General features: G+C 72.6%; 20 protein-coding genes. 11 read left to right on the top strand and 9 right to left on the bottom strand.

Translation table 11 applies throughout. The features are described from left to right. Positions 1 to 10 precede the first annotated feature (10 nt). Complete coding sequence (locus Actob_RS14455; RefSeq protein WP_284920683.1) at positions 11 to 1,684, bottom strand: discoidin domain-containing protein; 1,674 nt, start codon at positions 1,682 to 1,684, stop codon at positions 11 to 13. Between the two features lie 229 nt (positions 1,685 to 1,913). Here Actob_RS14455 and Actob_RS14460 point away from each other — a divergent pair, with 229 nt between their 5' ends. Continuing rightward, complete coding sequence (locus Actob_RS14460; protein ID WP_284920684.1) at positions 1,914 to 2,480, top strand: sugar O-acetyltransferase; 567 nt, start codon at positions 1,914 to 1,916, stop codon at positions 2,478 to 2,480. After that, the gene (locus Actob_RS14465; RefSeq protein WP_284920685.1) at positions 2,473 to 3,021 is read left to right on the top strand and encodes a TetR/AcrR family transcriptional regulator; all 549 of its coding nucleotides are present in this window, start codon (positions 2,473 to 2,475) and stop codon (positions 3,019 to 3,021) included. Before Actob_RS14460 ends, Actob_RS14465 begins: the two co-directional genes overlap by 8 nt. On the opposite strand, the gene Actob_RS14470 is transcribed toward Actob_RS14465, so the two are convergent. Together Actob_RS14470 and Actob_RS14475 are read right to left on the bottom strand one after the other, a co-directional pair. Next, positions 3,009 to 6,782 carry a hypothetical protein gene (locus Actob_RS14470; RefSeq protein ID WP_284920686.1) on the bottom strand — a complete coding sequence of 1,258 codons (3,774 nt, stop codon included), beginning with the start codon at positions 6,780 to 6,782 and terminating at the stop codon, positions 3,009 to 3,011. The genes Actob_RS14465 and Actob_RS14470 overlap by 13 nt on opposite strands. Before the next feature lie 63 nt (positions 6,783 to 6,845). Further along, positions 6,846 to 7,469 (bottom strand): GGDEF domain-containing protein, encoded by a 624-nt coding sequence (locus Actob_RS14475; RefSeq protein WP_284920687.1) that lies wholly within the window; start codon positions 7,467 to 7,469, stop codon positions 6,846 to 6,848. An 85-nt stretch (positions 7,470 to 7,554) separates the two neighbouring features. On the opposite strand from Actob_RS14475, the gene Actob_RS14480 reads away from it, so the two are divergent. Beyond that, positions 7,555 to 8,736, top strand: a complete 1,182-nt coding sequence (locus Actob_RS14480; RefSeq protein ID WP_284920688.1) for an acyl-CoA dehydrogenase family protein — start codon at positions 7,555 to 7,557, stop codon at positions 8,734 to 8,736. 223 nt (positions 8,737 to 8,959) lie between these two features. Here Actob_RS14480 and Actob_RS14485 read toward each other — a convergent pair whose 3' ends face one another. Further along, the gene (locus Actob_RS14485) at positions 8,960 to 9,622 is read right to left on the bottom strand and encodes a GNAT family N-acetyltransferase (RefSeq protein ID WP_284920689.1); all 663 of its coding nucleotides are present in this window, start codon (positions 9,620 to 9,622) and stop codon (positions 8,960 to 8,962) included. A 147-nt stretch (positions 9,623 to 9,769) separates the two neighbouring features. After that, on the bottom strand, positions 9,770 to 12,823 hold the full coding sequence (locus Actob_RS14490) for a putative bifunctional diguanylate cyclase/phosphodiesterase (protein ID WP_284920690.1): 3,054 nt from the start codon (positions 12,821 to 12,823) through the stop codon (positions 9,770 to 9,772). Positions 12,824 to 12,999: 176 nt separating this feature from the next. Between Actob_RS14490 and Actob_RS14495 the strand changes: the two genes are divergently transcribed. From Actob_RS14495 to Actob_RS14515, 5 genes are all read left to right on the top strand, one after another. Beyond that, complete coding sequence (locus Actob_RS14495; RefSeq protein WP_284920691.1) at positions 13,000 to 13,833, top strand: alkaline phosphatase family protein; 834 nt, start codon at positions 13,000 to 13,002, stop codon at positions 13,831 to 13,833. Positions 13,834 to 13,837: 4 nt separating this feature from the next. Further along, a complete protein-coding gene (locus Actob_RS14500; RefSeq protein ID WP_284920692.1) occupies positions 13,838 to 15,064 on the top strand; it encodes an MFS transporter in 1,227 nt (408 codons plus the stop codon). Further along, positions 15,057 to 16,043, top strand: coding sequence for a hypothetical protein (locus Actob_RS14505; RefSeq protein WP_284920693.1), 987 nt, complete (start codon positions 15,057 to 15,059; stop codon positions 16,041 to 16,043). Before Actob_RS14500 ends, Actob_RS14505 begins: the two co-directional genes overlap by 8 nt. Positions 16,044 to 16,051: 8 nt before the next feature. Then, positions 16,052 to 16,435 carry a PRC-barrel domain-containing protein gene (locus tag Actob_RS14510; RefSeq protein ID WP_284920694.1) on the top strand — a complete coding sequence of 128 codons (384 nt, stop codon included), beginning with the start codon at positions 16,052 to 16,054 and terminating at the stop codon, positions 16,433 to 16,435. Between the two features lie 232 nt (positions 16,436 to 16,667). Further along, positions 16,668 to 17,030 (top strand): DUF6401 family natural product biosynthesis protein, encoded by a 363-nt coding sequence (locus Actob_RS14515; protein WP_284920695.1) that lies wholly within the window; start codon positions 16,668 to 16,670, stop codon positions 17,028 to 17,030. 123 nt (positions 17,031 to 17,153) lie between these two features. On the opposite strand, the gene Actob_RS14520 is transcribed toward Actob_RS14515, so the two are convergent. Then, positions 17,154 to 18,008, bottom strand: coding sequence for a PRC and DUF2382 domain-containing protein (locus Actob_RS14520; protein WP_284920696.1), 855 nt, complete (start codon positions 18,006 to 18,008; stop codon positions 17,154 to 17,156). 617 nt (positions 18,009 to 18,625) lie between these two features. Continuing rightward, positions 18,626 to 19,195: a TetR family transcriptional regulator gene (locus Actob_RS14525; protein ID WP_284920697.1), complete on the bottom strand. Its 570-nt coding sequence runs from the start codon at positions 19,193 to 19,195 to the stop codon at positions 18,626 to 18,628. A 36-nt stretch (positions 19,196 to 19,231) separates the two neighbouring features. Between Actob_RS14525 and Actob_RS14530 the strand changes: the two genes are divergently transcribed. Beyond that, a complete protein-coding gene (locus Actob_RS14530; RefSeq protein WP_284920698.1) occupies positions 19,232 to 20,116 on the top strand; it encodes an SDR family oxidoreductase in 885 nt (294 codons plus the stop codon). A gap of 117 nt (positions 20,117 to 20,233) precedes the next feature. Here the strand turns inward: Actob_RS14530 and Actob_RS14535 are convergent, their stop codons facing one another. Both Actob_RS14535 and Actob_RS14540 read right to left on the bottom strand, forming a co-directional pair. Next, positions 20,234 to 21,142, bottom strand: coding sequence for a 5'-3' exonuclease (locus Actob_RS14535; RefSeq protein ID WP_284920699.1), 909 nt, complete (start codon positions 21,140 to 21,142; stop codon positions 20,234 to 20,236). A gap of 147 nt (positions 21,143 to 21,289) precedes the next feature. After that, positions 21,290 to 22,486 (bottom strand): alpha/beta hydrolase family protein, encoded by a 1,197-nt coding sequence (locus Actob_RS14540; RefSeq protein ID WP_284920700.1) that lies wholly within the window; start codon positions 22,484 to 22,486, stop codon positions 21,290 to 21,292. 164 nt (positions 22,487 to 22,650) lie between these two features. Between Actob_RS14540 and Actob_RS14545 the strand changes: the two genes are divergently transcribed. Together Actob_RS14545 and Actob_RS14550 are read left to right on the top strand one after the other, a co-directional pair. Then, the gene (locus tag Actob_RS14545; RefSeq protein ID WP_284920701.1) at positions 22,651 to 23,838 is read left to right on the top strand and encodes a sensor histidine kinase; all 1,188 of its coding nucleotides are present in this window, start codon (positions 22,651 to 22,653) and stop codon (positions 23,836 to 23,838) included. Continuing rightward, the gene (locus Actob_RS14550) at positions 23,826 to 24,467 is read left to right on the top strand and encodes a response regulator (RefSeq protein WP_284920702.1); all 642 of its coding nucleotides are present in this window, start codon (positions 23,826 to 23,828) and stop codon (positions 24,465 to 24,467) included. Before Actob_RS14545 ends, Actob_RS14550 begins: the two co-directional genes overlap by 13 nt. The last annotated feature ends 15 nt before the right edge of the window (positions 24,468 to 24,482 follow it).

The raw sequence follows: 24,482 nt of genomic DNA on the forward strand, positions 1-24,482 counted from the left end.
GCGGCATCTCTCACTGGTAGACGCGGACGTAATCCACCAGCATCCGGCTGGGGAACGGGGTGGTCGCGTCGATCGGGCCGGGGAAGTCGCCGCCGACCGCCAGGTTCAGGATGATGTAGAACGGGTGGTCGTAGATCCACGGGCCCCGGGTGTTCTCCACCGTCTCCTTGCTGGCGTTGAAGACCAGCGTGTTGTCGAGGAAGAACCGCATGCCCTTGCTGTCCCACTCGACCGCCCACACGTGGAAGTCCTGGGACAGGTCCACCGACGAGTACTTCTGGCCGTAACCGCCGGCCCCGTTGTACGCCGGGGCGTGCAGCGTCGAGTACGCCTCGGTGGTGTTGCGCCCCAGCACCTCCATGATGTCGATCTCGCCGTTGTACGGCCAGGGCCGCCCGTTGAGGAAGTCGGCGCCCATCATCCAGAACGCCGGCCACAGCCCGTTGCCCTTCGGCACCTTGATCCGGGCCTCGACCCGGCCGTACTGGGCGTGGAACTTGTTGCTGGTGTTCATCCGGGCCGAGGTGTACTGCCGGCCCTGGTAGTCCTGCTTGCGTGCCTCGAGGACCAGCTGGCCGGCGCCGTTCATCGCCGCGTTCTCGCTGTTCGGCGTGTAGTACTGGACCTCGCCGTTCTGCGGGACACCCGGATCGTACGTCCACTTCGCGGTGTCCGGCTTGGTGCCGTTCGCGCCGTTGAACTCGTCGGCGAAGACCAGGCGGGTGGCCGGGAACATGGGGTCGGCCGGCTTGGCGGGCGGGTCGACCGGGTTGCCCCCGGTGCCGTAGACGCTGAACTCCCAGAGCGAGTAGCCGTACGGGCCGCTGCGGGCGGTGCCGTACATCCGCACGTAGCGGCCGGTGCCGGTGGCGGTGATGACGTCCTTCAGGCCGTCACCGGTGGTGGTCGAGTAGATGCTGGTCCAGTTCGCGGCGTCGCCGGAGACCTGGATCTGGTAGGACTTCGCGTACGCCGGGTCCCACTGCAGCACCACCTGGCTGACCTGTGCGGTGGCGCCCAGGTCGACGTAGATCCAGCCCGGGTCCACCCAGCCGGTGGTCGAGCTGGTCGCCCAGCGGCTGGCCGGGTCGTTGTCGAACGCCTTGTCAGCGGTGCACGGGTTGCAGTTGACGTCGTTCTGCTCGGACGAGGCGCGCGCCGGTTTGGCGTACGAAAGCAGTCTGCTCGTCGGGGTTGTCGTGCCGCTGCCGGAGAACACCTGGAACTCCCAGAACGAGTAGCCGTAGGCCTCCAGGGCGCGCTGGGTCAGGTTGATCCGGACGTAACGCGCCGTGCCGGTGACCGGGATGCTCTGCTGCCCGCCGGTCCCGGTCGTCGTCGCGTAGGCCTGGGTGTACGCGCTGCCGTCGGTGGAGAACTGGATGGTGAACGCCTTGGCGTAGGCGTTCTCCCAGTTGATCGCGATCCGGCTGATCGAGGTGGCCGCGCCCAGGTCGACCTGGAACCACTGGCCGGCCGCGAACGCGCTGGACCACCGGGTGCCGTTGTCGCCGTCGTTGCCGGCGCCGGCCGGCGTGCCGGCCCACTCCACCGAGGACGCGGTGACCGGCTTGTCCTGCGAGACCAGCGTCTCGGCGGCCTGGGCGCCGCCCGGCACGGCCAGCAGCGCGGTGATCAGGCCGGTCGCGGTCGCCGCGACGGCCCATTTTCGGGCAGGGGACATCGGGGACTCCTTGGGGACGGGGATTGTGACGAACACGTTGCGAGCTGGGGAACAAGCTGAGAAATCGCTCTCTTGCCGGACACTGTGTCCTCGCCACCGATCGGTGTCAATGGCTCCCCGGAACCGGTTCCGGCAGCGGTTCCGGCATCGCCGCAGGTCACGCCGGGCGGATCCGCCCGTGGCCGGGGAAGTTCCGGAACTGCGGGCGTCTATGTGTACGCTTGTACACATGACTTCGATGCGTGAGCGGATGCTCGCCGGCGAGCTCTACATCGCCGACGACCCGGAGCTGGCCGAGGCCGCCCTGCGGGCCTTCGACCTGATGGACGAGTTCAACGCCACCCCGATCCGGGACGGCGACCGGCGCCGCCGGCTGCTGACCGAGTTGCTCGGCGAGGTCGGCGAGGGGGTGGAGATCCGCCCACCGCTGCGCGTCGACTACGGCCGGCACATCCGGATCGGCGCCCGCACGTTCGCCAACTTCGGGCTGGTCGCGCTGGACGTCGCCCCGATCACCATCGGCGCCGACGTGCAGATCGGCACCAACGTCCAGCTGCTCACCCCGACCCACCCGATCGAGCCCGGCCGGCGCCGCGACAAGTGGGAGGCGGCCAAGCCGATCACCATCGGCGACAACGTCTGGCTCGGCTCCGGGTCGATCGTCCTGCCCGGCGTGACCATCGGGGAGAACACCGTGGTCGGCGCCGGCTCGGTGGTCACCCGGGATCTGCCGGCCGGCGTGGTGGCGGTGGGCAACCCGGCGCGGGTGATCCGTACCATCGACGCGGATGACTGACCGGCGGGCCCGGCGGCACGACCCGGGGCGGCGCGATCGGCTGATCGACGCGGCCCGTCGGGTCATCGCGGAGCGCGGTGTCGCCGGCACCACGCACCGGGAGATCGCCCGGGCCGCCGACGTGCCGCTCGGCTCGACGACCTACCACTTCGCCTCGCTCGACGAGGTCCTCGCCGAGGCGTTCGGCAGGCACGCCGCGGCGGCGGCCGACGTCTTCGACGAACGGCTGGGCGCGGCCACCGATCGCGACAGCGCCATCGAGGCGGTCATCGCGCTGATCCGCGACGACCTGATCGGCTCGCCCAACGATCTGGTCATGGCCGTGGAGCTGTACGTCGCGGCGGCCCGCAACCCGGCGCTGCGGGCGGTCACCCAGGCCTGGATGCAGCGCAGCCGCGACGCCCTGGAGCGCCACTTCGACCCGACCACCGCCCGCGAGCTGGACGCCCTGATCGAGGGACTGGTCCTGCACAGCGTCCTGTCCACCGACCCGATGACCCCGGAGCAGATCCGCCACGCCGTCGAGCGTTACCTGCGCTGAGCGGGCCGGCTGACGTCCAGGACGAAGGGACGTACGTCGTAGCCCGCCGGCGCGTCCGCCGCCTGGCGCCGCAACTCGGCCAGGAGCGCGGCGGCATCGGGATGCGCGGGCGTGCGCTCGTTCCAGCGGCTCGGACGCTGGCCGGGGTCCACCCAGTACACCAGGAGCAGGCCGTGGCGCAGGTCCATCGCGGTGAGGTACCTGTCGATGAGCTGGTCCCGCGTCGCCGTCCGGATCTCCGGGTTGTTGACCAGCTTCGCCTCGATCACCACGCGCGCGACGTCGACCGCGGCGGTGGCCGAGCGCGCGGAGACCATCAGGTCGGTACGAGTACCGATGCCGGACTTGCTGCGCCGCTGCACCTGGACCTCGCGGTCGATAACGCCGCCGGTGAGCCGTTTCTCCAGGTGCCGCTGCACCCAGTCGGAGATGTCGTCCTCGCTGCCCAGGTCGGTGAGGTCGCGTGACCACAGATCGTGGAACGCGTTCCGATGGGTCAGCTCGTGCTGCAGCTCGGTCAGGTGATCGACGACCGCGTCGAGCAGGTCGCGCGAGTTCTGGACCAGCCGGACGTCGGCGCGGCCGAGGACGAGGAGCAGGTCAGCCGGGGACAACCGGGTCGCGCGCTGCTCCGCGGCCACCACGCGGGCCCGCTCGCTGAAATGCCGCAGGTAGCGGACCTCATGGGCGATACGGTCGCGGGCGAGACGTTCCAGGATCCGTGTCTCACCGCGCTCGGCCAGCAACTCGACGGCGCCGGAGCGCACCTGGAGAGCCGGGTCGTCGAGGCGGTCCGGCAGATCCGGATCCTCGGCGAGCGGGAAACTGTCGAACAGCAGCTCGGTGAGGGCACCCAGCGTGTCGGTGGCCAGCCCGGTCAGGCGCAGCCCGGCGACGCGTTTCCGCAGCACGTCACGATCGACACGGTCCGCCAGGATCGACTCGGCCACCCGCCGCGGCTCGGTTTCGGCGAGATGGCGCCGTGCTCTCCGCGCGAGCCGTGAGTCGTCGTCGCCGGCCAGGTCCCGACAGATCCGCGGCACGTCCTCCGTGCTGTGCCGAAGCACGAAGTCCAGGACGTCGGCGCTGGTCCCGTCGTCGAACCGGCGTTGTTCCAGATAGCCGACCAGCGTGGGGAGGAGCTCCTCGGCGAAATACTCGTACTGCGGCGTGCGCCACCAGTCCGGCCGCGACTCCATGAGCTCGCGAACGGTGTGGAGAACCTGGTCCCTGGCGTCGCCCGGAACCTGGGCGAGCAGTGCTTCCAGCGGTTCGCCCAGGTAGTAGGGGAAGACGCCGCCGATGACCGGTGCCCACCGCGACCAGATCGCGCCGGGCAGCGTGGCCAGTCGCTCGCGATCGTGCTCCGCCAGCGTGGCGAGCAGGTACACGCCGGTCCAGTCGCGGAACACGGCGCGAGGATACGAGGGCTGACCGAGCCACGACTCCGGCTCCGGACGGTGCCGCATGACGTACTGGTGGCCGAGATCGAGGACGTCCCGCTGCTCCGCCGGCGTCAACCACGACCAGCCGGGCCGGGTGGTCAGGTCGAAGGAGACCATCTCCGGCGAGTCGTCGCCGGCCAGGGCGTTGGCGACCTGCCACCAGAGTGCGACGTCGCCGCGGGCCGCGGTGAGCGCGTCGGCGAGGTGGGCGCGATCGCGCCCGGTGCCGAGATCGTCGCGGGGCTCCGTGACCTCCGCCGGTGGTTGCAGCAGCTTCGCCCGGCATCTCGCGAGAACGGGCCGGGCCGCCGCCGGGAACGTCGCCGCGTTCGCCGCCAGCCAGTCGCCGTCGCCGGCGACGAGCAGGCCCGCGTGCAGTGGCTTCCACCAGTGCTCGCCGCTGCGCTCGGCCACCGCCACGGCGAGTTCCCGGCGCTGCGCCGGCCGGTCCGTCCACGGCGGGTCGAACCGTCTGCCGAGGCGGGCCTCGACGAGGAGGTCGCTCAGTGCTGCGAGCAGGCCCGGTTCGTGGAGATGGGCGAACGCCCGGGTGACCGCGGCGGACACGAACTCCTCGTCCCACGGCCCGCCGGACAGCTCGTCGTCGGCCAGGCGGTCCACCGCCCAGGACAGCAGCAGGGTCAGCTCGGCGGGGGGAACCCGCCTCGGGAGGTCGGCCAGGAGGAACTTGTAGGCGCCGATGTGGTTCGCCGCCCTCGGTGGGTGAACCATCGGCAGGATCTCGGCCAGCGGCAGGTGCTCGGGATACATCCCGTCGATGACCGCGGCGAGCAGCTCGTCGTCGGGATCGTCCTCGGCGCGCAGGCTCAGCCGGGAGTGAAGTGCCTCCCGGTCACCGCCGGTGCCCAGCCGGAGAACGACGGCGATGGCGGGTCGTCGTGCCCACGCGAACCACTCCCTGGTGGTCGCCGCCTCGATGGCGAACGGCACCACCGCCGTCACCCGGCACGCCAGCGCGATCCGGCACAGCCACCACGCCTCCAGGTCCCCGGCGGGCGGACCCGCCACGTAGGCGGCGAGCTGCTCGGCGAGCCCGGGGTGGTCGAGCGCGGCGAGGTCCACCGACCAGACCGGGTCGAGCCGCGCCTCTCGCGCCGCGGCGAGCAGCGCCCGGACCAGGGCGGCCCGCACGGACGCCGGGAAATCGACGCCCGACTCGAGGAACGCCCGGACGTTTTCCGCCGCCAGCCGCTCGGCGACCTCCGGCCGCAGCGCGGCGATCCAGGCGGCGACACTGCTCATCGCTCGGGGAAGCACCCCACCGGTCATCCCCAGCACGACCGAGAGCTGGCCGAACGTCGGTTCGCGGCCGGACACGTACGCCGCCGCCAGGTAGTCGGCGTAGACCTGGTGACGGAAGACGACGCTGCCGGGCGTGCCGGACTCGAAGAGCGCGCTGCCGAGCACCTCCTCGTGGACCTCGCGTCCGAACGGGTAGTCCGGGCGATCCGGCTCGGCCGCCGACGGAAGCTCGCCCACGCTGATCGCGGTGCCGGCGTGCGTACCGCGGAACGCGAACTGGTTGACGCCGGAGAAGACGCCGAAGGCGGCGAGCCGCCCGGCGGCGCGTCGTCGCAGATCGGCCGGCACGCGCAGCGGTTCGCGAACCTCCTCCCGTTCGGCCAGCAGCCTCCGGACCTCGCTCTCCAGGATGTCGGCGGGCCGGGCCGAGAGGTGGCCCCGCCGGTGCCAGCGTCTCGCCGCGGCGATGAAGTGCAGCGCCGACCCGGCCAGGCGCTGCGATCCGGCTCCGGTGAGGGCGTCCAGGAACTCCTCGCCCACCTCGGCGGTGGCCAGCCAGTCCGCTGCGGCGTCCCGGCTGAGCGGGAGCAGCCGATAGGCGGTCAGCGCCGGCGCGGGGACGTCGTGCCAGGCGGCCGGTCGGCAAGCGAGCCGCCAGGTGACGCCGGCGGCCCCGGGCTGCCGCATCGCGCGTCGCAGCCGCCGGAACATCGCCGGTTCGAGCGAGTCGGCCTCGTCGAGGGAGTCGATGTAGACCGGTCTTCCGGTGGCGGCGGCCTCGGCGACGACCGGCTCGATCTCGGCGCGTTCCAGGCCGACCAGGTCGACGGCGACGCCGTCCTCCAGGCGCCGGAGCTCGTGGAGCAGCGTCGTCTTGCCGGCGCCGCCGGGAGCCAGCAGAACGAAACTGTGCGCCGCTCCGGCCAGGGTGGTCGCGGGGATCACGCCGGCCGCGCTCGGGTCCAGGAAACCGCCCCGGTCCAGGGGAATCTCCGGAACGGCGCCGGCCGGTGGGATCACCTGGACGTGCCGCCTGATCTGCGAGTCTGCCAACCGTCTTCCTTGCGGCTCCGAGAGGACCTCATCCTAACGGCGCTCCGGGCCCGGGCCGGTGTCTCAGGCCGCCGCGGCGGCCTGGTGTTCCACGGATTCCTGCCAGACGGCCCAGCGGGTCCCCGGGCCGAGCGACTTGGCGCGGTGCATCGCCAGGCCGGCTCGGTGCACGAGCTCGTCGTGGGTGAGCTCGCCCGGAGCCGAGACGGCGACGCCGATGCCGGCCGCCAGGTCGATCAGCCTGTCGCCGACGACGACCGGGCCCATCGCGGCGGCGATCAGGCCGGCCACCTGGTACGCCTGCTCCGGGTGGTCCAGGTCGGTCAGCAGCACCGAGAACTCGTCGCCGCCCATCCGGCAGGCCAGCCCGGGCGCGCGGACGCACCGTTTGAGCACCTCGGCGAACTCGACCAGCACCTGGTCGCCCGACCGGTGCCCGAGGGTGTCGTTGACCTCCTGGAACCCGTTCATGTCGAGCACCAGGACGGCCGAGTGCTTGCCGGTCCGGGCGGCCCGGGCCAGGTTCCGGTACGAACCGGCCCGGAACCGCGCCGGGCTGGCGAGCCCGGTCAGCCCGTCGTTCCGCGCCGGCTTGCGCGCCAGGCCGGCCGCCACCCGGGCCACCGGGAGCAGCAGCGCCGACCCGATGATCCCGAAGACCAGCGCGCCCTCGACGACCTCGACCAATGCCCCTCCTCCGCCGTGCCGACCCGCCTTTGATCGGTCACCGCGCGGACCACTTGAGAGGTGGCCGCAACCGTACGATCGGTGGATGTCCGTTCCACAGACGCACGACGAGGCGGTCACCGCCGCCCACCGGCTCGCCGCCGAGCTCGCCCCCGGCGCGATCCAGCGCGACCGCGACGGCGCGACGGTGATCCCGTCCGAGGCGCTCGCCGCCCTCGACGCCTCCGGCCTGCTCGCCATCACCGTCCCGGCCGCCGACGGCGGCCCCGGGCTCGGCCCGCGCACCCTCGCCGAGGTGGCCCGGGTCATCGCGGCCGCCGACCCGTCGATCGCCCAGGTCCCGCAGGCGCACTTCCTGATCGTCGACATCCTCGCGGTGCACGGCGCCCCGGAGGCCCGCAAGCGCCTCTACGGCGAGATCCTGGCCGGCCGCCGATGTGGCAACGCGCTCGCGGAACGCGGCGGAAAACACGCCCAGGACTTGCGTACGACGATCAGCGGCGGCCTGCTCAACGGCGTCAAGTACTACACCACCGGAGCCCTGACCAGCGCCTGGATCGCGGTCAGCGCGCTCGACGAGCGGGGCCGCCTGGTGCTCGCGTTCGTCGCCCGGGACGCCGCCGGCGTGGCCGTCGACACCGACTGGGACGTGATCGGGCAGCGCGCCACGATCAGCGGGACGGCCACCTTCACCGACGTGCCGGTGGAGCGGGGCCTGCGGCTGGACTACGCGCACGCCTACGAGCAGCCGCAGCAGCTCGGCGCGCGGGCGCAGCTCTACCACGCGGCGATCGAGGTGGGGATCGCCGGGGCGGCGCTCGCCGACGCCCGGGAGTACCTGCGGACCAGGGCGCGCCCGTCGACCGAGGCGGTGCGGGCCGGCGCGTCGACCGCCACCGACGACCCGCACGTGCGGCATCGGTACGGCCGGCTGGCCAGCCGGGTGCGTGCGGCCGAGGCGCTGCTCGACGCCGCCGCCCGTACCCTCGAGGACGTGACACTGACCCCGGCGGACGCGGACGCCGCGGCGCGGGGTTCCCTCGCGGTGGCGGCCGCGAAGGCGTTCGGCAGCGAGGTCGCCGTGGAGGCCGGCTCGGAGCTCTTCCAGATGTGCGGGACCAGCTCGGCGGCCGCGAAACACGACCTCGACAGGCACTGGCGCAACGCCCGCACGCACAGCGTGCACGACCCGCTCGACTGGAAGTACTCGCACATCGCCGCCTACGAGCTGGCCGGCGTCCTGCCGCCGAACCACGGTCAGCTCTGACGCGGTCCCCGGCTGGTCCGCATCGTCGTATCCGTGCCAGTGACAGGGCGATGAGGACCAGCGGGGTGGGTGTGACCGGGCGGAAGCCGGACCCGCACGACACGCGCGGCGGTCGTGCGGGGGCCGGGCCTGGCGAGCCGACCGCCACGGGGCTCCGAGTCGTACCGGAGAAATCAGACCGCGATCCGGCGCGGGAAGCGGACCGCGACCAGCCGCGGACCTCTCAGCCGGTGTAGCGGAAGCTGGCGAACACCACGTCCGCGCTGTGCTCGAAGCCGAGGCGTTCGTAGAGGCGGATCGCGTTCTCGTTGTCGTGCACGGTGTGCAGGAACGGCAGCTCGCCGCGGGCCAGGATGCCGGCCGCGACAGCGAGGGTGAGGCGGGCGCCGAGACCCTGGCCGCGGAACTCCGGATCGGTGCAGACCGCTGACACCTCGGTCCAGCCGGGCATCCGGAAACGCTCGCCGGCCATCGAGATCAGCCGGCCGTCGCGGGAGCGGATGCCCAGGTAGCGGCCCAGGTCGATGGTGCGCTTGCGGAACGGGCCGGGCTGCGCGCGGGCCACCAGCTCGAGCATCTCCGGGACGTCGTGCTCGGTGAGCGGCACGGCCTCCGGGTCGTCGACGGCGGTCATCGCGGTGCCGACCATCTGCACGCCCATCGTCCGGACGTCCGGCACCCAGCCCGGCGGCGGGGCCAGCGACGGCCCGGTGAGCAGCGCGTAGTCGGTCAGCGTGGCCAGGTCACGCCAGGCTGCCGGGTCGGCCGGGTCGGCCACGGCGCAGAACGGAGCGATGTCGGGCTGGTATCGGGCGGCGTCTCCGGCGGCCTCGGCATAACCGGCCTGAGGCCCGGAGAGGGCGGCCCACACGGGGTTGTTCAGCACCCCTGTGACCCTGCCCCTTCCGGGCCGGTCGCGCCAGTCGTTAACCCGCCGGCTCACCCTGTCAGTGAATGTTCAGTTACTGACAGTGGGCAGTTGCCCGAACTTCCCGGGCCTAAGGTGGATCGTTGCACGGTCGGCGGGCCTGGCTCACGCGCTCAGCGCGGCCGGCCGCGGCGACTCGATCAGCGCCGGGATGTCGGCCGGCCACAGCGGCTTGGCGAAGTGGTAGCCCTGGCCGTACCGGCAGCCCATGGTGTCCAGGGCGGCCCGCTGCCCGGCCTGCTCGATGCCCTCGGCGACTACGGCGAGGTCCAGGTTGCCGGCGAGCGTGACGATCGCCTCGACCAGGGCGTGCTGCTGCCGGCTGGTCAGAATGTCGTCGATGAACGACTTGTCCAGCTTCAGCACGTCCACCGGCATCTGCCGCAAATAGCTGAGGGAGCTGTAGCCCGTACCGAAATCGTCGATCGCGACCCGGACGCCCAGGGCGCGCAACGCGCGCAGGTCCTGGACCACCTTGTCGGCGTCCTTGAGGACCAGGCTCTCGGTGACCTCCAGCAGCAGCCACTCCGGCCGGGCACCGGCCGCGGCCAGCGCCGAGCGGACCTGCTCGACGAAGTCCGGGGCGCGGAACTGTCGCGGCGACACGTTGACGCTGACGTAGCGCAGCGAGGTGTCCGGATCCGCTGCCTTCCACGCGGCGATCTGGCGCAAGGCCTCGCGCATCACCCAGTCGCCGATCCCGAGGATCGCGCCGTTCTCCTCGGCGGCCTCGACGAAGTGGAACGGGCCGAGCAGCCCGCGGACCGGGTGCTGCCAGCGCACCAGGGCCTCGACGCCGGTGACCCGCTGGTCGGCGAGTTCGACGATCGGCTGGAACTGCAGCACGAACTGCTCGTCCTCGATCGCCTCGTGCAGCTGGGTACGCAACTCCAGGCGCTGCACCATGGCGTGCGCCAGGTCGCTCTGGTACCGCTGCCAGCCGCCCTTGCCCATCCCCTTGGCCAGGTACAGCGCCAGGTCGGCGTGGCGCAGCAGCTCGGTGGCGTGCTCGGCGCCCCGGTTGGTGGCGACCCCGACGCTGACCTTGCCGCTGACCAGGTGCACGGCACCCTCGCCGTCGGGCACCTCGAGCGGCGCCGCCAGCTCGGCGACGATCCGGGCCGCCACCTCCTCGGCGGCGTCCGCGCTGTCGCTCTGCTCGACCAGGATGGCGAACTCGTCGCCACCCATCCGGGCCGCGGTGCTGCCCGCCCCGATGATCGCCGAGATCCGCTGGGCGACCGCGACCAGCAGCTGGTCGCCGACGGCGTGCCCGAGGGTGTCGTTGACCTCCTTGAAGTCGTCCAGGTCGACGAAGAGCACGCCGAGCGTGGCGCCGTCCCGCTCGGCCACCATGAACGCCTGCTCCAGGCGGTTGCGGAACAGCACCCGGTTGGCCAGCCCGGTCAGCGAGTCGTGGAACGCCTGGTGGGTGAGGTCGTCCTCGAGGCGGCGCTGCTCGGTGACGTCGCGCAGGGTGACGACCACGCCGTTGACCGTCGGGTCGTCGTGGTGGTCGCGCATGTCGCACTCGACCAGCGTCCGGCGGCCGCCGGCGCCCCGCGCGGTCAGCTCGATGCCGGCCAGCTCGCCGTGCCCGCGCCGCAGCCGGCGCAGCACGTCGCGCAGCGCGTCCTGGGCGTCGCCGGTGATCAGGGCGGCCAGCGGGGTGCCGGCCGGGATGATGGCGCCGAACATCTTGACGGCCGACGGACTGGCGTACCGGATGGTGTCGTCGCCGTCGAGGATCAGGATGACGTCGGCGGTGCTCTGGACCAGGGTGCGGAAGTACGCCTCGCTGTCCCGCTGGTTGATCTCCGCGGTCAGTGAGATCCGCTCCAGCACCACGGCGATCTGCGCGCCCAGCGTCTCCAGCGACGGGCGCACCGCGTGCAGCACGTCCTCGGCCGCGCCCAAAATCAGCTGACCGTGCCGCTCACCGCCGGGCACCGGCTGGGTGGCGAACAGGACCAGCGGGAACCCGCCCGCGTCGACGCCCACCGGCAGGTCGGCCGCGGCCCGCCAGTGCACCGCCACCTCGGCGGTGCCCGGCACCTGCGGCGGCAGCACCAGGTGGTACGGCTCGTCCGGCGGCATCAGGCGGGCCACCGCCTGGCGCAGCGCCGCGATGACATCCCGCTCGGAGGTGGCCGCGAACAGCAGCGACCCGGCCTCGCGCAGCGCCCGCTCCCGGGCCATCGCCCGCCGCTGGGCCGTCGCCAGGTCCGCGACCCGGGCCAGCACCAGCAGGAACATCACCGCGGCGGCGGCCGCGATGATCGGCGCGTCGACGATGCCGCCGCGGGCGATCTCGGCCGGCCGGCCCTGCAGGTACTCCACGCCGAGCACCGCCGGGGCGATCAGCGCGGCAACGGTCAGCCAGACCAGGCGGTGCCGGCCCATCTCCACCCGGGACCGGCCGGCCGGCTCGCTGAGCTCGCGCATCGACGGGCGCAGCGCGGTGTAGCCCGTCGTCGCGTAGAACACGATCCAGCCGAGGTCGACCGGGCCGCCCAGCGTCCAGTCGCTGCGCAGCTGGGACTGGCCGTAGAAGACGTCCGAGACGAGCAGGCCGACCATGGCCAGGCCGAGCCCGCCGAGCGCGGCCGGCCGCTTGCCGGTGGCGGTGAACATCCGCAGGATCATCGCCAGCACCAGCACGTCGCCGAGCGGGTAGCCGATCGAGACGACCTTCTCCAGCGTCGAGAGCTCCTCGGCGCGGGTGAACGGGGCGATCCAGTACACCCAGGCCAGCAGGCCCAGGCCGACGGTCGGGACGAGCGCGTCGAGCAGCGCCGCCTTGTTGTCCCCGCGACCCCGGCGGGCCCGGATGAAGATCAGGAACGCGCCGGTCAGCAGCGGGTAGACCAACAGGTAGAACACGTCGGCCAGCCCGGGGAAGCCGGGGTCCCGGCCGAGCGCGAGATCCAGGTTGTACCAGCTGTCGCCGGTGGTGAAGAAGACCAGCGACGCGCTGGTGAGGTACCACGGCAGGCGCTGGGCGGGCCGGTAGAGGCGGACTCCGGCCAGGATCGCGGCGGCCGACGAGTACCCGAGCAGCGCCCAGGTGTACAGCTGCGCGCCGGGGAACGCGTAGTAGAGGCTGACCAGCGCCAGGATCCAGGCGCCGAAGCACGCGCGAGCGGCCCGCGTCGTCATGCGCACTCCGTTCGAAGGGGGGTTCCGACTCTGCCGTTATCGGAGCGGGCGGCATCGGTCTGAGGGGGTTGCCGGGAGTCGCACCCCATTGGCAATCGATTGACGGACGTCTTTACTTAACCTTTCGGCAACGTGCCGTGTCGAAACCCGTCGATGATCTTGTAAAGGATGCGGGCATGTCCCTTCGGCGTATCGCGATCGCTCTCGCGTCTCTCGCTCTCATCGGTGCCGCCACACCGCCGCCGGCCCAGGCGGCCGCCGCGGTACCGGCTTTCGACCACATCGTCCTGGTGATGTTCGAGAACAAGAGCGCCTCGCAGCTCACCTCCTCGTCCGCTCCCTACTTCACCTCGCTGGCCGGGCAGGGTGCCAAGTTCACCCAGTCCTACGCGATCACCCACCCCAGCCAGCCCAACTACATCGCGCTGTTCTCCGGTGGCACCCAGGGCGTCACCAACGACGACTGCCCGAAGAACTTCACCGGCGCCAACCTGGGCAACCAGCTGATCGCTGCCGGGCGCGGCTTCACCGGTTACTCCGAGGCGATGCCCTCGGACGGCTACACCGGCTGCTCCAGCGGCACCTACCGGCGCAAGCACAACAGCTGGGTGGACTTCGCCAACGTCCCGGCCGCCAGCAACCGCACCTTCGCCGGCTTCCCCAGCGACTACACGAAGCTGCCCACCGTCGCGTTCGTCAGCCCGGACATGTGCAACGACATGCACGACTGCTCGATCGCGACCGGCGACACCTGGCTCAAGAACAAGCTGGACGGGTACGCCCAGTGGGCCAAGACGCACAACAGCCTGCTGATCGTCACCTTCGACGAGGACAACTACCTGGCGCTCAACCGGGTGTACACGTTCTTCGTCGGTGACCACGTGAAGGTCGGCTCGTACACCGAGAAGATCACTCACTACACGGTGCTGCGGACCATCGAGACCGCGTACGGCCTGCCCGCGCTGGGCGGCGCCGCGAGCGTCTCGCCGATCACCGACGTCTGGCAGTAACCGCATGTACCTGGCCTCGGTGGAGCGACCGGCCGCCGGCCGGACCGACCGCACCAAGCGCCTCGCCGGCACGGTCCTCGCCCTCGGCACGGTCAGCCTGATCACCGACGTGTCCAGCGAGATGGTCTCGGCGATCCTGCCGCTGTACCTGGTCGCCGGACTGGGGCTCGGCCCCGCCGTCTACGGGCTGATCGACGGCCTCTACACCGGGGCCACCGCGCTGCTGCGCCTGGTCGGTGGCTATGTCGCCGACCGGGCCCGGCGGCGCAAGGCGGTCGCCGGGATCGGCTACGGCCTGTCCGCGGCGATGAAGTTCGGGCTGCTCGCGGCCGGCACCTCGGTGCCCTGGCTGAGCGCCGCGATCGTCGCCGACCGGGCCGGCAAGGGACTGCGCACCGCACCCCGGGACGCGCTGATCACCCTCTCGACGCCCGCGGCGGACCTGGGCCGCGCGTTCGGGGTGCACCGGGCGATGGACACGGCCGGCGCGTTCGCCGGTCCGCTGGTCGCGCTCGCCGTGCTGGCCGCCTCCGGCCAGGCCTACGACGCGGTCTTCGTGGTCAGCGGCTGCGTCGCGCTGATCGGCGTGCTGGTCCTGGTGCTGTTCGTCAGCGACCATCGGGGCCCGCGCCCGCCCGCGAACCCGGTGAGCCTCACCGCGGCGGCCGCCCTGCTGCGCCGCCGCCCGGTCCGGATGCTGCTGCTCGGCGCGGCGCTGCTGGGCCTGAGCACGATCGGCGACGGCTTCGTCTACCTGCTCCTGCAGCGCCGGGAGAGCCTCGCCACCGGCTGGTTCCCGCTGCTCGCCGTCGGCACCAGCCTGACCTACCTGATCCTGGCGGTGCCGTTCGGCACGCTCGCCGACCGGATCGGGCGCGCGCCGGTCGTCCTCGGCGGCTATGCCGCCCTGCTGGCGGTCTACCTGCTGCTCGGGTCGGGGTGGGGCGGTCCGGTCACTGTCGTCCTCGTTCTCTTTCTGTACGGCGGGTACTACGCGGCCACGGACGGGGTGCTGATGGCGCTCGCCGGTCCGCTGCTTCCCGCCGAGCTGCGCACCACCGGGCTCGGATTGATCCAGACCGGCCAGGCCGTCGCCTACCTGGTGTCCTCGGTGTTGTTCGGGCTGGCCTGGCAGCGCTGGGACGCGGCCGGGGCGATCCACGCCTTCGCCCTGCTCGCCCTGCTCACGCTGCCGCTGTCGGCGATCCTGCTGAGGAGGGCTCGTGGCTGACCGGCGGCGCCTTCTGCTGGCCGTGCTGTCGTCGCTGGTGCTGCTCGGCGGCGCCGCCGCCTACGTGGTGGCCGCCGGGCGCCGTGGCGACGCGCCGGCCGCCGCGGCCTCGGCGGTGGACGCCGGACCCGGGGACCGGGTGCTGTTCCGCAGCACGGCGGCGGCCGGGTACGGCACGGTTGGGACGGTGGCCCGCGGCAGCGAGGCCGGCGTACGAAAATTGTCCGGTCTTGATTGTGATCGGGTCTATGCGGCGGCGGGCCGGGGGATCTGTCTGCGGCCGGACGGTCCGCTGGCCACCTACCAGCTGGCCGTGCTCGACTCGTCGTTGCGGGTGAAGGACACGTATCCGCTGGTCGGGGTGCCGAACCGGGCTCGCGTCTCGCCGAGCGGCAACGTTGTCGCCTGGACCGTCTTCGTGACCGGGGACTCCTACAACGGCGGCCGGTTCTCCACCCGGGCCGGCATGATCAACCTGGCTACCGGGGAGACGGTGGACTCGCTGGAGCTGCTGTCGATCTCGCTGGACGGGCGGCCGTACCGGGCGGCGGACGCCAACTTCTGGGGCGTGACGTTCGTCGACGACCAGCACTTCTATGCCACCATGTCGACCGGCGGCAAGCGCTACCTGGTGGCCGGGGACGTGGCGGCCCGGTCGGTGCGCACCCTCGCGGCCAACGTGGAGTGCCCGTCGCTGTCGCCGGACCGGACCCGGCTCGCCGTCAAGGAGGCGATCGGCGGGGACCCGGCGAAAGGGTGGCGGCTGACCGTTCTTGATCTGGCCTCGATGCGGCGGACCGCACTGGCCGAGACGCGCAGCGTCGACGATCAGGCCGCCTGGTACGACGCGAGCACCGTGATGTACGCGATCCGGCGCGGGGCCCGGGGATCGGACGTGTGGGCGGTGCCCGCCGACGGCGGCGGGGCGCCGCGGCTGCTGATCCCGGACGCGGAGTCGCCGGCCGCGCTCTGGAACTGAGTTTCGGCGTGTTCGCTGCCGGGAACTGCAGCGGCATGTTCCCGGCGGAGAACCTGCGCGACTGGCGTGGCCACAAGGTCATCGACCCGGACGGCGACAAGATCGGCGACCTGGAGGCGGTCTACGTCGACACGGCCACCGACGAGCCGTCCTTCATCACCGTGCGGGTCGGCTTCATCGGCCGGCACCGGCTGGTCTTCGTGCCGCTGGCCGGGGCCACCGTGAAACCGGACGCGGTGCGGGTCAGGTACCCGAAGCAGCAGGCGTCCGAGGCGCCGGCCATCGAACTCGACGGTGAGCTGCCGGCGGGGGAGGAGCCCAAGGTGTTCGCGCACTACGGGCTGCCCTATGTGCCCGGTACCGGGGGCGAGCGGCGTCTCGGGCGCCGCTGAATCCGGTCTTCCGGCCGGGCTTGCCCGGCTGATCATCGTGGGCGGCTTCCGGGCGGGTCGTCCGGTCGGTCATCGTGGGCGGCTTCCGGGCGGGTCGTCCGGTCGGTCATCGTGGGCGGCTTCCGGGCGGGTCGTCCGGTCGGTCATCGCTGGCGGCCGAACGGACGAATGTCGGTTACGTCATCGTTGCCGCCGTTGTCGACGCTTCCGGGGCTTTGTACGGTTGGCGGCCATGGAGCTCGATCAACGCGACCAGACCGCCGTGACCGCCGGCGCGCGGCTGGCCCTCAACCAGTGGTCCCGGCGCCTCGGGGTGCCCGGCCCCGCGGTGCTGACCGCGCGACCCGGACTGGTGGCGCTGCTGGACCAGCACACGGCGCGGATCCGGGAGGCGCTCGGCGAGCGGCTGGACGTGGTGAACCTGGCGGCGTACGCGGACGGGGTCGCCGACGCGGCGGCCAGGAGAGGCTGGACGGTGCCGGAGCCGGGCGGGACGGACTGGCGGGAGGCGTCGTGGCCGGCGGTGCACCTGCTGGCCGTGTGCCTGCTCGCCGACGAGCCGGCCCCGCCGGTGCCGGCGGACGGAGCCTGGTAGCGGAGACGGCCGGCCCGCATCAGCGGACGGGTCTGCCGTGCTCCGCCGGCATCAGCGGACGAGGCTGACAGGGCAGCAGGCCCCGCCCGCATCAGCGGACGGGGCCAGTGTTCGGGGAGCCGCTCAGCCGAGCCGGCGGCGGCCCTCCTCGCCGGGCAGGTCGGCCTCGATCCGCTCCTTGCGGACCTCGCCGCCGACCGTGCGGTCCTCGGTGATCTCCTCCTTGCCGAGGCGCACCCGCTCCACCGGAACGGTCTCGGTGTTCACCACCGGACGCTCCTCGTGCAGCGTCACCTCGTGCTCGGACTCGGTCAGGTCCGGGCCGCTGAAGGCCTGGTCGCGGTTCGCGTCGGTGACCGGCTCGCGCTCCAGCCGTACCTCCTCGCGGGTGACCGGCACGCTCACCTGCTCCTGCTCGGTGACCACGTACTTGCGCAGCCGGGCCCGGCCGGTCTGCTCCCGCTCGGTGTCGACGTCCAGCCGTTCCTCGGAACGGGTCATCGCGTCGTCGCCGGTCCGGTAGTGGCCGTTGCCCTGGCCGGCCCCGAGCTCGTAGTCGGTGGCCTCCGGGCGGTCGGTGTCCCGGCCGTAAGCGGCCTCGCCGCCCGCGAAGTTCTCGCCGGTGGCGGTCGCGCCGGCCTGGTACGACCGGTAGCTGTCGTGCTGACGCAGCCCGTAGTAGCCGTAGAGCTGGTCGACCTCGTCCTGGGTGAGCGGCTCGTCGTGGTCGGCGTCGACGTTCGGCGCCTCCTTGACGGTCGCCTTGTCGAATGGCACCACCAGGCGGTCACCCTGCAGCTCGGCGTCCTGCAGCGGGATCAGCGACTCGTTCAGCCCGAACAGGCCGGTACGCACGCTGATCCAGGTGGGCATGCCGGCCGCGTCGGTCCACACCTGGCCGGCGGAACCGATCTTGTCGCCGTCACGGTCGTAGACGGTGGTGCCCTGCAGCGTGCGGATGTTCTCCTGCGTGATCATTGGGGGGTCTCCGATCCTTGGGGGGTTTCTCTACGTCTTCGCGTCCTTTGTGGTGATGCATGGGGGTTTGAGCACCCGGTAGTTCTGATGCCCACCGCTGACGGCTTCTAACGCGAGGCCGGACTCATTCACGCCGCCGACGCTGGGTAACCGGTCGCTGCCGGCCGATCCTGACCCGCGCTGAGCGACGGATCCGCTGGTCAGCCGCCCATTGCGCAGTCCCCGCCCACCCAGGGGGCCGGCCCTGAAAGCAGTCTTCCGGAAAACGCGACATCCCACGGCCGGGCTGTGGACAGGGCGCTGATGTGGATGACGCGCCACCGTGGCGGTGGTGACCTCTTTCGGTCAGGCGGCGGGGGAGAGCCCGTCCGCGCTGACGAGATCACGCCCTGCGGGCTGACGAGATCGCTCAGCGCACGTCATCCCCGATCTGTCGCGGCCGTGTCCTCTGCGATCTCTGGCGGCCGTGTTCTCTGCGATTTCCGGTGGCGGTGTCCTCCGCGACCGCCGTGGCCATGTCCTCCCCGACCGCCCGTGACCGTGTCTTCCGCGACCGCCGTGGCCATGTCCTCCCCGACCGCCCGTGGCCGTGTCCTCCCCGACCGCTCCCGGTTGCGTCATCCGCGATCTTTCGCCGCCGCGTCACCCGTGATCTCTTCCGGCCGGTTGAGTACGCGGGTGAGGGCCGCGCGGACCGCGTCGGCGGGAGTGCCGTCGCCGGTCATCCCCCACGTGATCAGGGCACCGTTGTAAGCCGCGTGCACCGCGCGGGGCAGGCCGGCGTCCGGGCTTCGCAGCACGGTGCCGATCGCCTCCTCGATCGCCGTCGCGTAACCCCGGGTGACCTCCCGGAACTCCGGGTCGGTCACGTCCAGCAGCAGGAACTGCAGATGGTTGGCGAACTCGGCGGGACCGGTGATCCCGCCCGCCAGCCGGGCGAACGTCTCGATCAGCGCCGCCGGGCCGGGCGCCGTGGCGATGCGGGCCGGCAGCGCGGCGGCGTCGCGCCGGGCCAGGGCCAGCAGCAACCCGCGCTTCGAGCCGAAGCGCTGCGACAACGCCCCGGCCGTGAGGCCGGCGAGCGCGCCGATCTGGGACAGCGTGACAGCGGCCGGGCCGGACTCGGCGACGGCCGCCGCGGCGGCGTCGAGGATCTCGTCATCGGAGACGGTGCGGGGACGGGCCATGTTGGCGATGTTACTAAATGATGGTTCACTAACTCCATGCGAACTCACCCTCTTACCGGACGGATCGCGCTGGTGGCCGGCGGGACGCGCGGCGCCGGCCGCGGCATCGCCGTCGAACTCGGTGCGGCCGGCGCGGTCGTCTACGTGACCGGGCGCAGCACCCGGGCGGCCCGGTCGGACATGGACCGGCCGGAGACCATCGAGGAGACCGCCGAACTGGTGACCGCGGCCGGTGGCCAGGGCATCCCGGTGCGGTGCGACCACAGCGATCCGGTCCAGGTGCGGTCCCTGGTCGACCGGATCGCGGCCGCGCACGGCCGGCTGGACATCCTGGTCAACGATGTGTGGGGCGGTGACCCGCTGAGCGAGTGGGGTACGCCGTTCTGGGAGATGGACCTGGACAAGGCCCGGACCATGTGGGAGCGAGCCGTCTTCACCCACCTGGTGACCAGCCGGCACGCGGTGCCGCTGATGCTCCGCACCCCGGGCGGCCTGATCGTGGAGATCACCGACGGGCTGGGCCGCGAGTATCGCGGCAATTTAGCGTACGACCTGGTCAAGACCGCGGTGAACCGGCTCGCCCGGGGGCAGGCCGAGGAACTGCGCGAGCACGGGATCACGGCGGTCGGGGTGACGCCCGGCTTCCTGCGCAGCGAGGCGATGCTCGACCACTTCGGCGTCACCGAGGCGGACTGGCGCGCCGGCGGACTGACGGATCCGCACTTTCTGGCCTCGGAGACACCGCATTACGTGGGCCGGGCCGTCGCCGCCCTGGCCGCCGACCCGGCCGTGGCGAAGCGTTCCGGCCAGGTCCTGACCTCGTGGGACCTGGCCGAGGAGTACGGCTTCACCGACGTTGACGGCCGCCGGCCGCACTGGGACCGCCACCTGCGCGGCGAACCCGAACTCGCCGCCGGCTGACGCGACCGGAATCCTGATCCGCCGACCCGCCCGGCTCGGCGGGACCAGGGTTGGCCGGTGGCGGGCGGCCGATCCGGCGCAGGGCGCCGGCGACGGATCCGCCGGACCCGGCGTCGATCAACCCGCCAGGGCGTCCACCAAACGGCGCGCGGAACCAGCCAGGTTCCACCGCTCCGCCAGCGCCAGCAACGCGTCCGGATCACGCGGCTCGCGTGGCAGGGCCGGATCGAAATCGGGCAACTTGACGTCGAGGGCGACCCGGCACACCGGCAGCGCCCTGGCCAGGTAGTCCCGGCTGGCGTCCAGCTTGGTGCGCACCCCCGGCGCGAACCCGGACTCCGGGTCGTCGAGGGCGGCCAGGATCTCGGCGATCCCCCCGTAGCGCTCGACCAGCCGGGCCGCCGTCTTGTCACCGACGCCGGCCACGCCCGGCAGGCCGTCGCTCGGGTCGCCGCGCATCGCGGCGAAGTCCGCGTAGAAGCGTGCCGGAACCCCGTATTTCGCCTGGACCAGTGCCTCGTCGGCGTCCTCCAGCTTGGCGACACCCCGCCCGCAGTACAGCAATCGGGTGCCGCGGGCGTCGTCGACCAGCTGGAACAGGTCACGGTCGCCGGAGACCACCTCGACCGGGGCGGCCTGGGTGGCGGCGAGGGTGCCGAGCACGTCGTCCGCCTCGTAACCCGGCACGCCGAACGCCGGGATGCCGACCGCGGCGAGCACCTCGAGCAGCACCGGGACCTGCCGCTCCAGGGACGCCGGGACCTCCTCGACCTCGCCGTGGGCGACCCGATGCCTCTTGTACGACGGGACGAGCTCGACCCGCCAGGCCGGGCGCCAATCCGCGTCGAGCGCGCAGACCAGCCGGTCCGGCCGTCTGGTCCGGACCAGCTGGGCGATCATGTCGAGGAAGCCACGGATCGCGTTGACCGGCTCCCCGGCCTCGGTGCGCGCCGCTTTCTCCGGGATGCCGTGGAACGCGCGGAAATACAGGCTCGGGGCGTCGACGGCCAGCAGTGGTCGAGTCACGCGCTAACCCTGCCACACGGGTCCGACACTTCCGGTACCGCGACGGCGGCTCCATCGTCGTACGGAAGGAAACGGACGACGACCGGCATCGGCCCCGCGCCGAGAGGATGGTTTCGCGCCGCGGGCGCCGAAGCCCGCGCCGCGGGGTCAGCGGGTGAAGGTGATCTCGGGGTAGCGGGGGTCCGGGGCGCGGAACCGGTCACCGGCGCGGCGCCGCAGGTGCTGGTCGAAGAAGGCGCGGAGATAGGCGCGCTGGATGGTGATCGAGCGGTGCGGGTCGAGTGTGCCGATCTGCTCGGCCACCTGCTCGGGGGTGAGGCCGAGCGCCGCCGCGAGCTGGGGGAAGAACACCTCGCTGTCGTTGAACGAGGCGTGCGTGGAGCCGCTCAGCCGCAGCTCGCGTTTCCAGCCGCGCTGGTTCGCCCAGAAGGTGTCCCAGGTCGGATCTTCGGGGTCGGTGCCGTGGTCGCTGCTCAGCAGCAGGAACGGGCGGTCGGAGCCGGCGACGGCGGCGGCCCCGACGAGGGTGCCGTCCAGGTTGACGCCGGCCTTGAGACGCCGGTCGTCGTGCATCGTGGCGGCGGCGGTGCTGCCGCCGAGGGAGTGGCCGAACATGCCGACCCGGTTCAGGTCGAACGCGCCCCGCAGGCCGGGCGGGAGCGGACGTCTCCCGGCCCCGGCGTTGAGGGCGGCGAGCTGGTCGAGGACGAACCGGGTGTCGGCCTCGCGGACGGCGACGACCTGGGCGATGACCTGATCGTCGATCTCGGGCGGGATCGCGGAGACCTCGACCCGCCCGCCGGGGAACTCGACCTCGGAGGCGTCGTGGGTGTGGTCGATGGTGACCACGATGTAGCCGTGGGCGGCCAGGTCCTCGACGAGGGCGGTGCTGGTGCCGCGGTCGCCGCCGAGGCCGGGGGAGTAGAGCACGACCGGGCGGGCACCTCGTCCGTGATCCGCCGGCGTGCCCACCCGGGCGTGCGTGGTGGTCGCCCGGATGACGTCGGCGGGGAAGCCGAAGGCCTCGGCGAAGTGGGGGACCGCGCCCGGCGACAGCCACGGCGCCGGTGGGCAGCCCCGGGCGTGCCGCGCCGGGTACCAGATCTGAATCATGATCTCCCGGGCCGGGCGGGACGGTACCCACGGATCGGTACGCGTGCTGTCGACCAGGTGCAGGGAGACGGTGCCGAGGTGCGCGGGGCCGGTCGGCGCGGGAAGCACGACCCCTCGGCTGGTGGGCCGGGCAACGGCGGGCGCGGCGCCGGCGACCAGTCCGAGACCGGAGGTGAGGGCGGCCGCGGCGAGCAGCCGGCGGCGGGTGACGGCCGGGGGGCGTTCGGGCATGGCGGGTTTCCTCTGTTCGCGGCTGCCGTGGACGGTGCTCACGATGCCGGGGACCGGCCGTGCCGTCACTGGGGCCGGCAGCCGGTCCGGGGTGCGGTTTTCCTCACCCCGGAGGGAGGGCGGGCCACCTGGTCCGCGCGTCGTAGGCTCACTACCGTGATCAAGTGATCTGGACAGAAGTGGCCGGCGCGCTGTGGCCGGCGCGCACCTGGCGTGCCATCGGCCACGCGCTCGTGGGGCTGCCACTGGGTGTGCTGGCCTTCGCGCTCACCGGGGGCCTGCCGATCGGGCTCGCCTACTGCGCGGGGTGGAGCCTGCTCTACGCGCCCACCGGCGACCGGCTGCTGACCACGACGCTCGTGGTGCTCACCGTGCTCGTACCGGTGCCGCTGTGGTGGACCGTGCGGGGCCTCACCGCGCTGCAACGACGACGCTTCCGGGCACTGCTCGGCGCCGAGATCCCGCCACCCCGGCCGGGCCCGCGCGGCACCTGGCGGCAGATCGGCTACCACCTGCTCGCACCGTTCATCGGCGCCGGGTTCTGGCTGGTCCTTCCTCTGGTGGTGGCCGGCCTCCGGGGCGACGACCGGCCGCTGCCGGTCACCCTGGGGCTGGGCGCGCTGGTGCTGCTCGCGGCGCCGTGGGTGGCCCGGGGTGTGGCGCGGGCCGACACGGCCGCGGCGCGGGCGCTGCTCGGGCCCAGCCGCAGCGAGGCGCTGGCCGCGCGGGTGGAGTCGCTGTCCCGCAGCCGGGCCGACATCGTCGCCGCCACCGACGCCGAACGCCGCCGCATCGAGCGGGACCTGCACGACGGCGCCCAGCAACGGCTGGTCTCGCTCGCGATGAACCTCGGCATGGCCCGGGCCGGCCTGGGCGACGCGCCCGAGCCGGCCCGCCAGGTGATCGAGGCCGCTCACCAGGAGGCCACCCAGGCGCTGGCCGAGCTGCGCGAATTCGTCCGCGGCCTGCACCCGGCCGTGCTCGACGACCGCGGCCTGGATGCGGCGCTGTCCGGCATCGCCGCCCGTGCGCCGCTGCCGGTGCGGGTCCGGGTCACCGTGGCCTCGCGCTGCTCGCCGGTGATCGAGGCGATCGCGTACTTCGTCGTCTCCGAGGCGCTCACCAACGTCGCCAAGCACGCGGGCGCCACCCGGGCCGAGGTGACCGTCGACCGTAGCGGCGACCGGTTGCGGGTCGCGGTCACCGACGACGGCCGCGGCGGCGCCGACCCGAACGGCGGCGGGCTGCGCGGGCTCGCCCAGCGGGCCGCCTCGGTCGACGGCACGTTCACCCTGCACAGCCCGGCCGGCGGGCCGACGACGATCACTGTGGAGCTGCCGTGCGGATCGTGATCGGTGAGGACTCGGTGCTGCTCCGGGCCGGGCTGACCAAGCTGCTCGCCGACGGCGGGTTCGACGTGGTCGACGCGGTGCCCGACGCCGGGCAGCTGCTGCGTGCGGTCGCCGAGCATCGGCCCGATCTGGCCCTGATCGATGTACGGATGCCGCCCACCCACACCGACGAGGGCATCCGTGCCGCACTCGTGATCCGCCACCAGTACCCGGAGATCGCCGTGCTGGTGCTCTCCCAGTACGTGGAGGAGCGGTACGCCACCGATCTGCTGTCGGTACAGACCAGCGGGGTCGGCTACCTGCTCAAGGACCGGGTCGCCCACGTGTCGGAGTTCCTCGACGCGCTGCGCCGGGTGGCGGCCGGCGGCACCGTGCTCGACCCGGAGGTCGTCGCGCAGCTGCTGGTACGCCGGCGCGACGACCCGGTCGACCGGCTCACGCCGCGCGAGGCGGAGGTGCTGCGGCTGATGGCCGAGGGGCGCTCCAACGCGGGGATCGTGGAGGCGCTGAAGGTCAGTCACAGCGCGGTCGAGAAGTACGTCGGCAGCATCCTCGCCAAGCTCGACCTGCCGCAGACGGAGACCGACCACCGGCGCGTCCTCGCCGTGCTGAGATTCCTGCGCGCCTGAGACAGCACCACGCCC

This window comes from Actinoplanes oblitus (assembly GCF_030252345.1).
GTDB lineage: Bacteria > Actinomycetota > Actinomycetes > Mycobacteriales > Micromonosporaceae > Actinoplanes > Actinoplanes oblitus.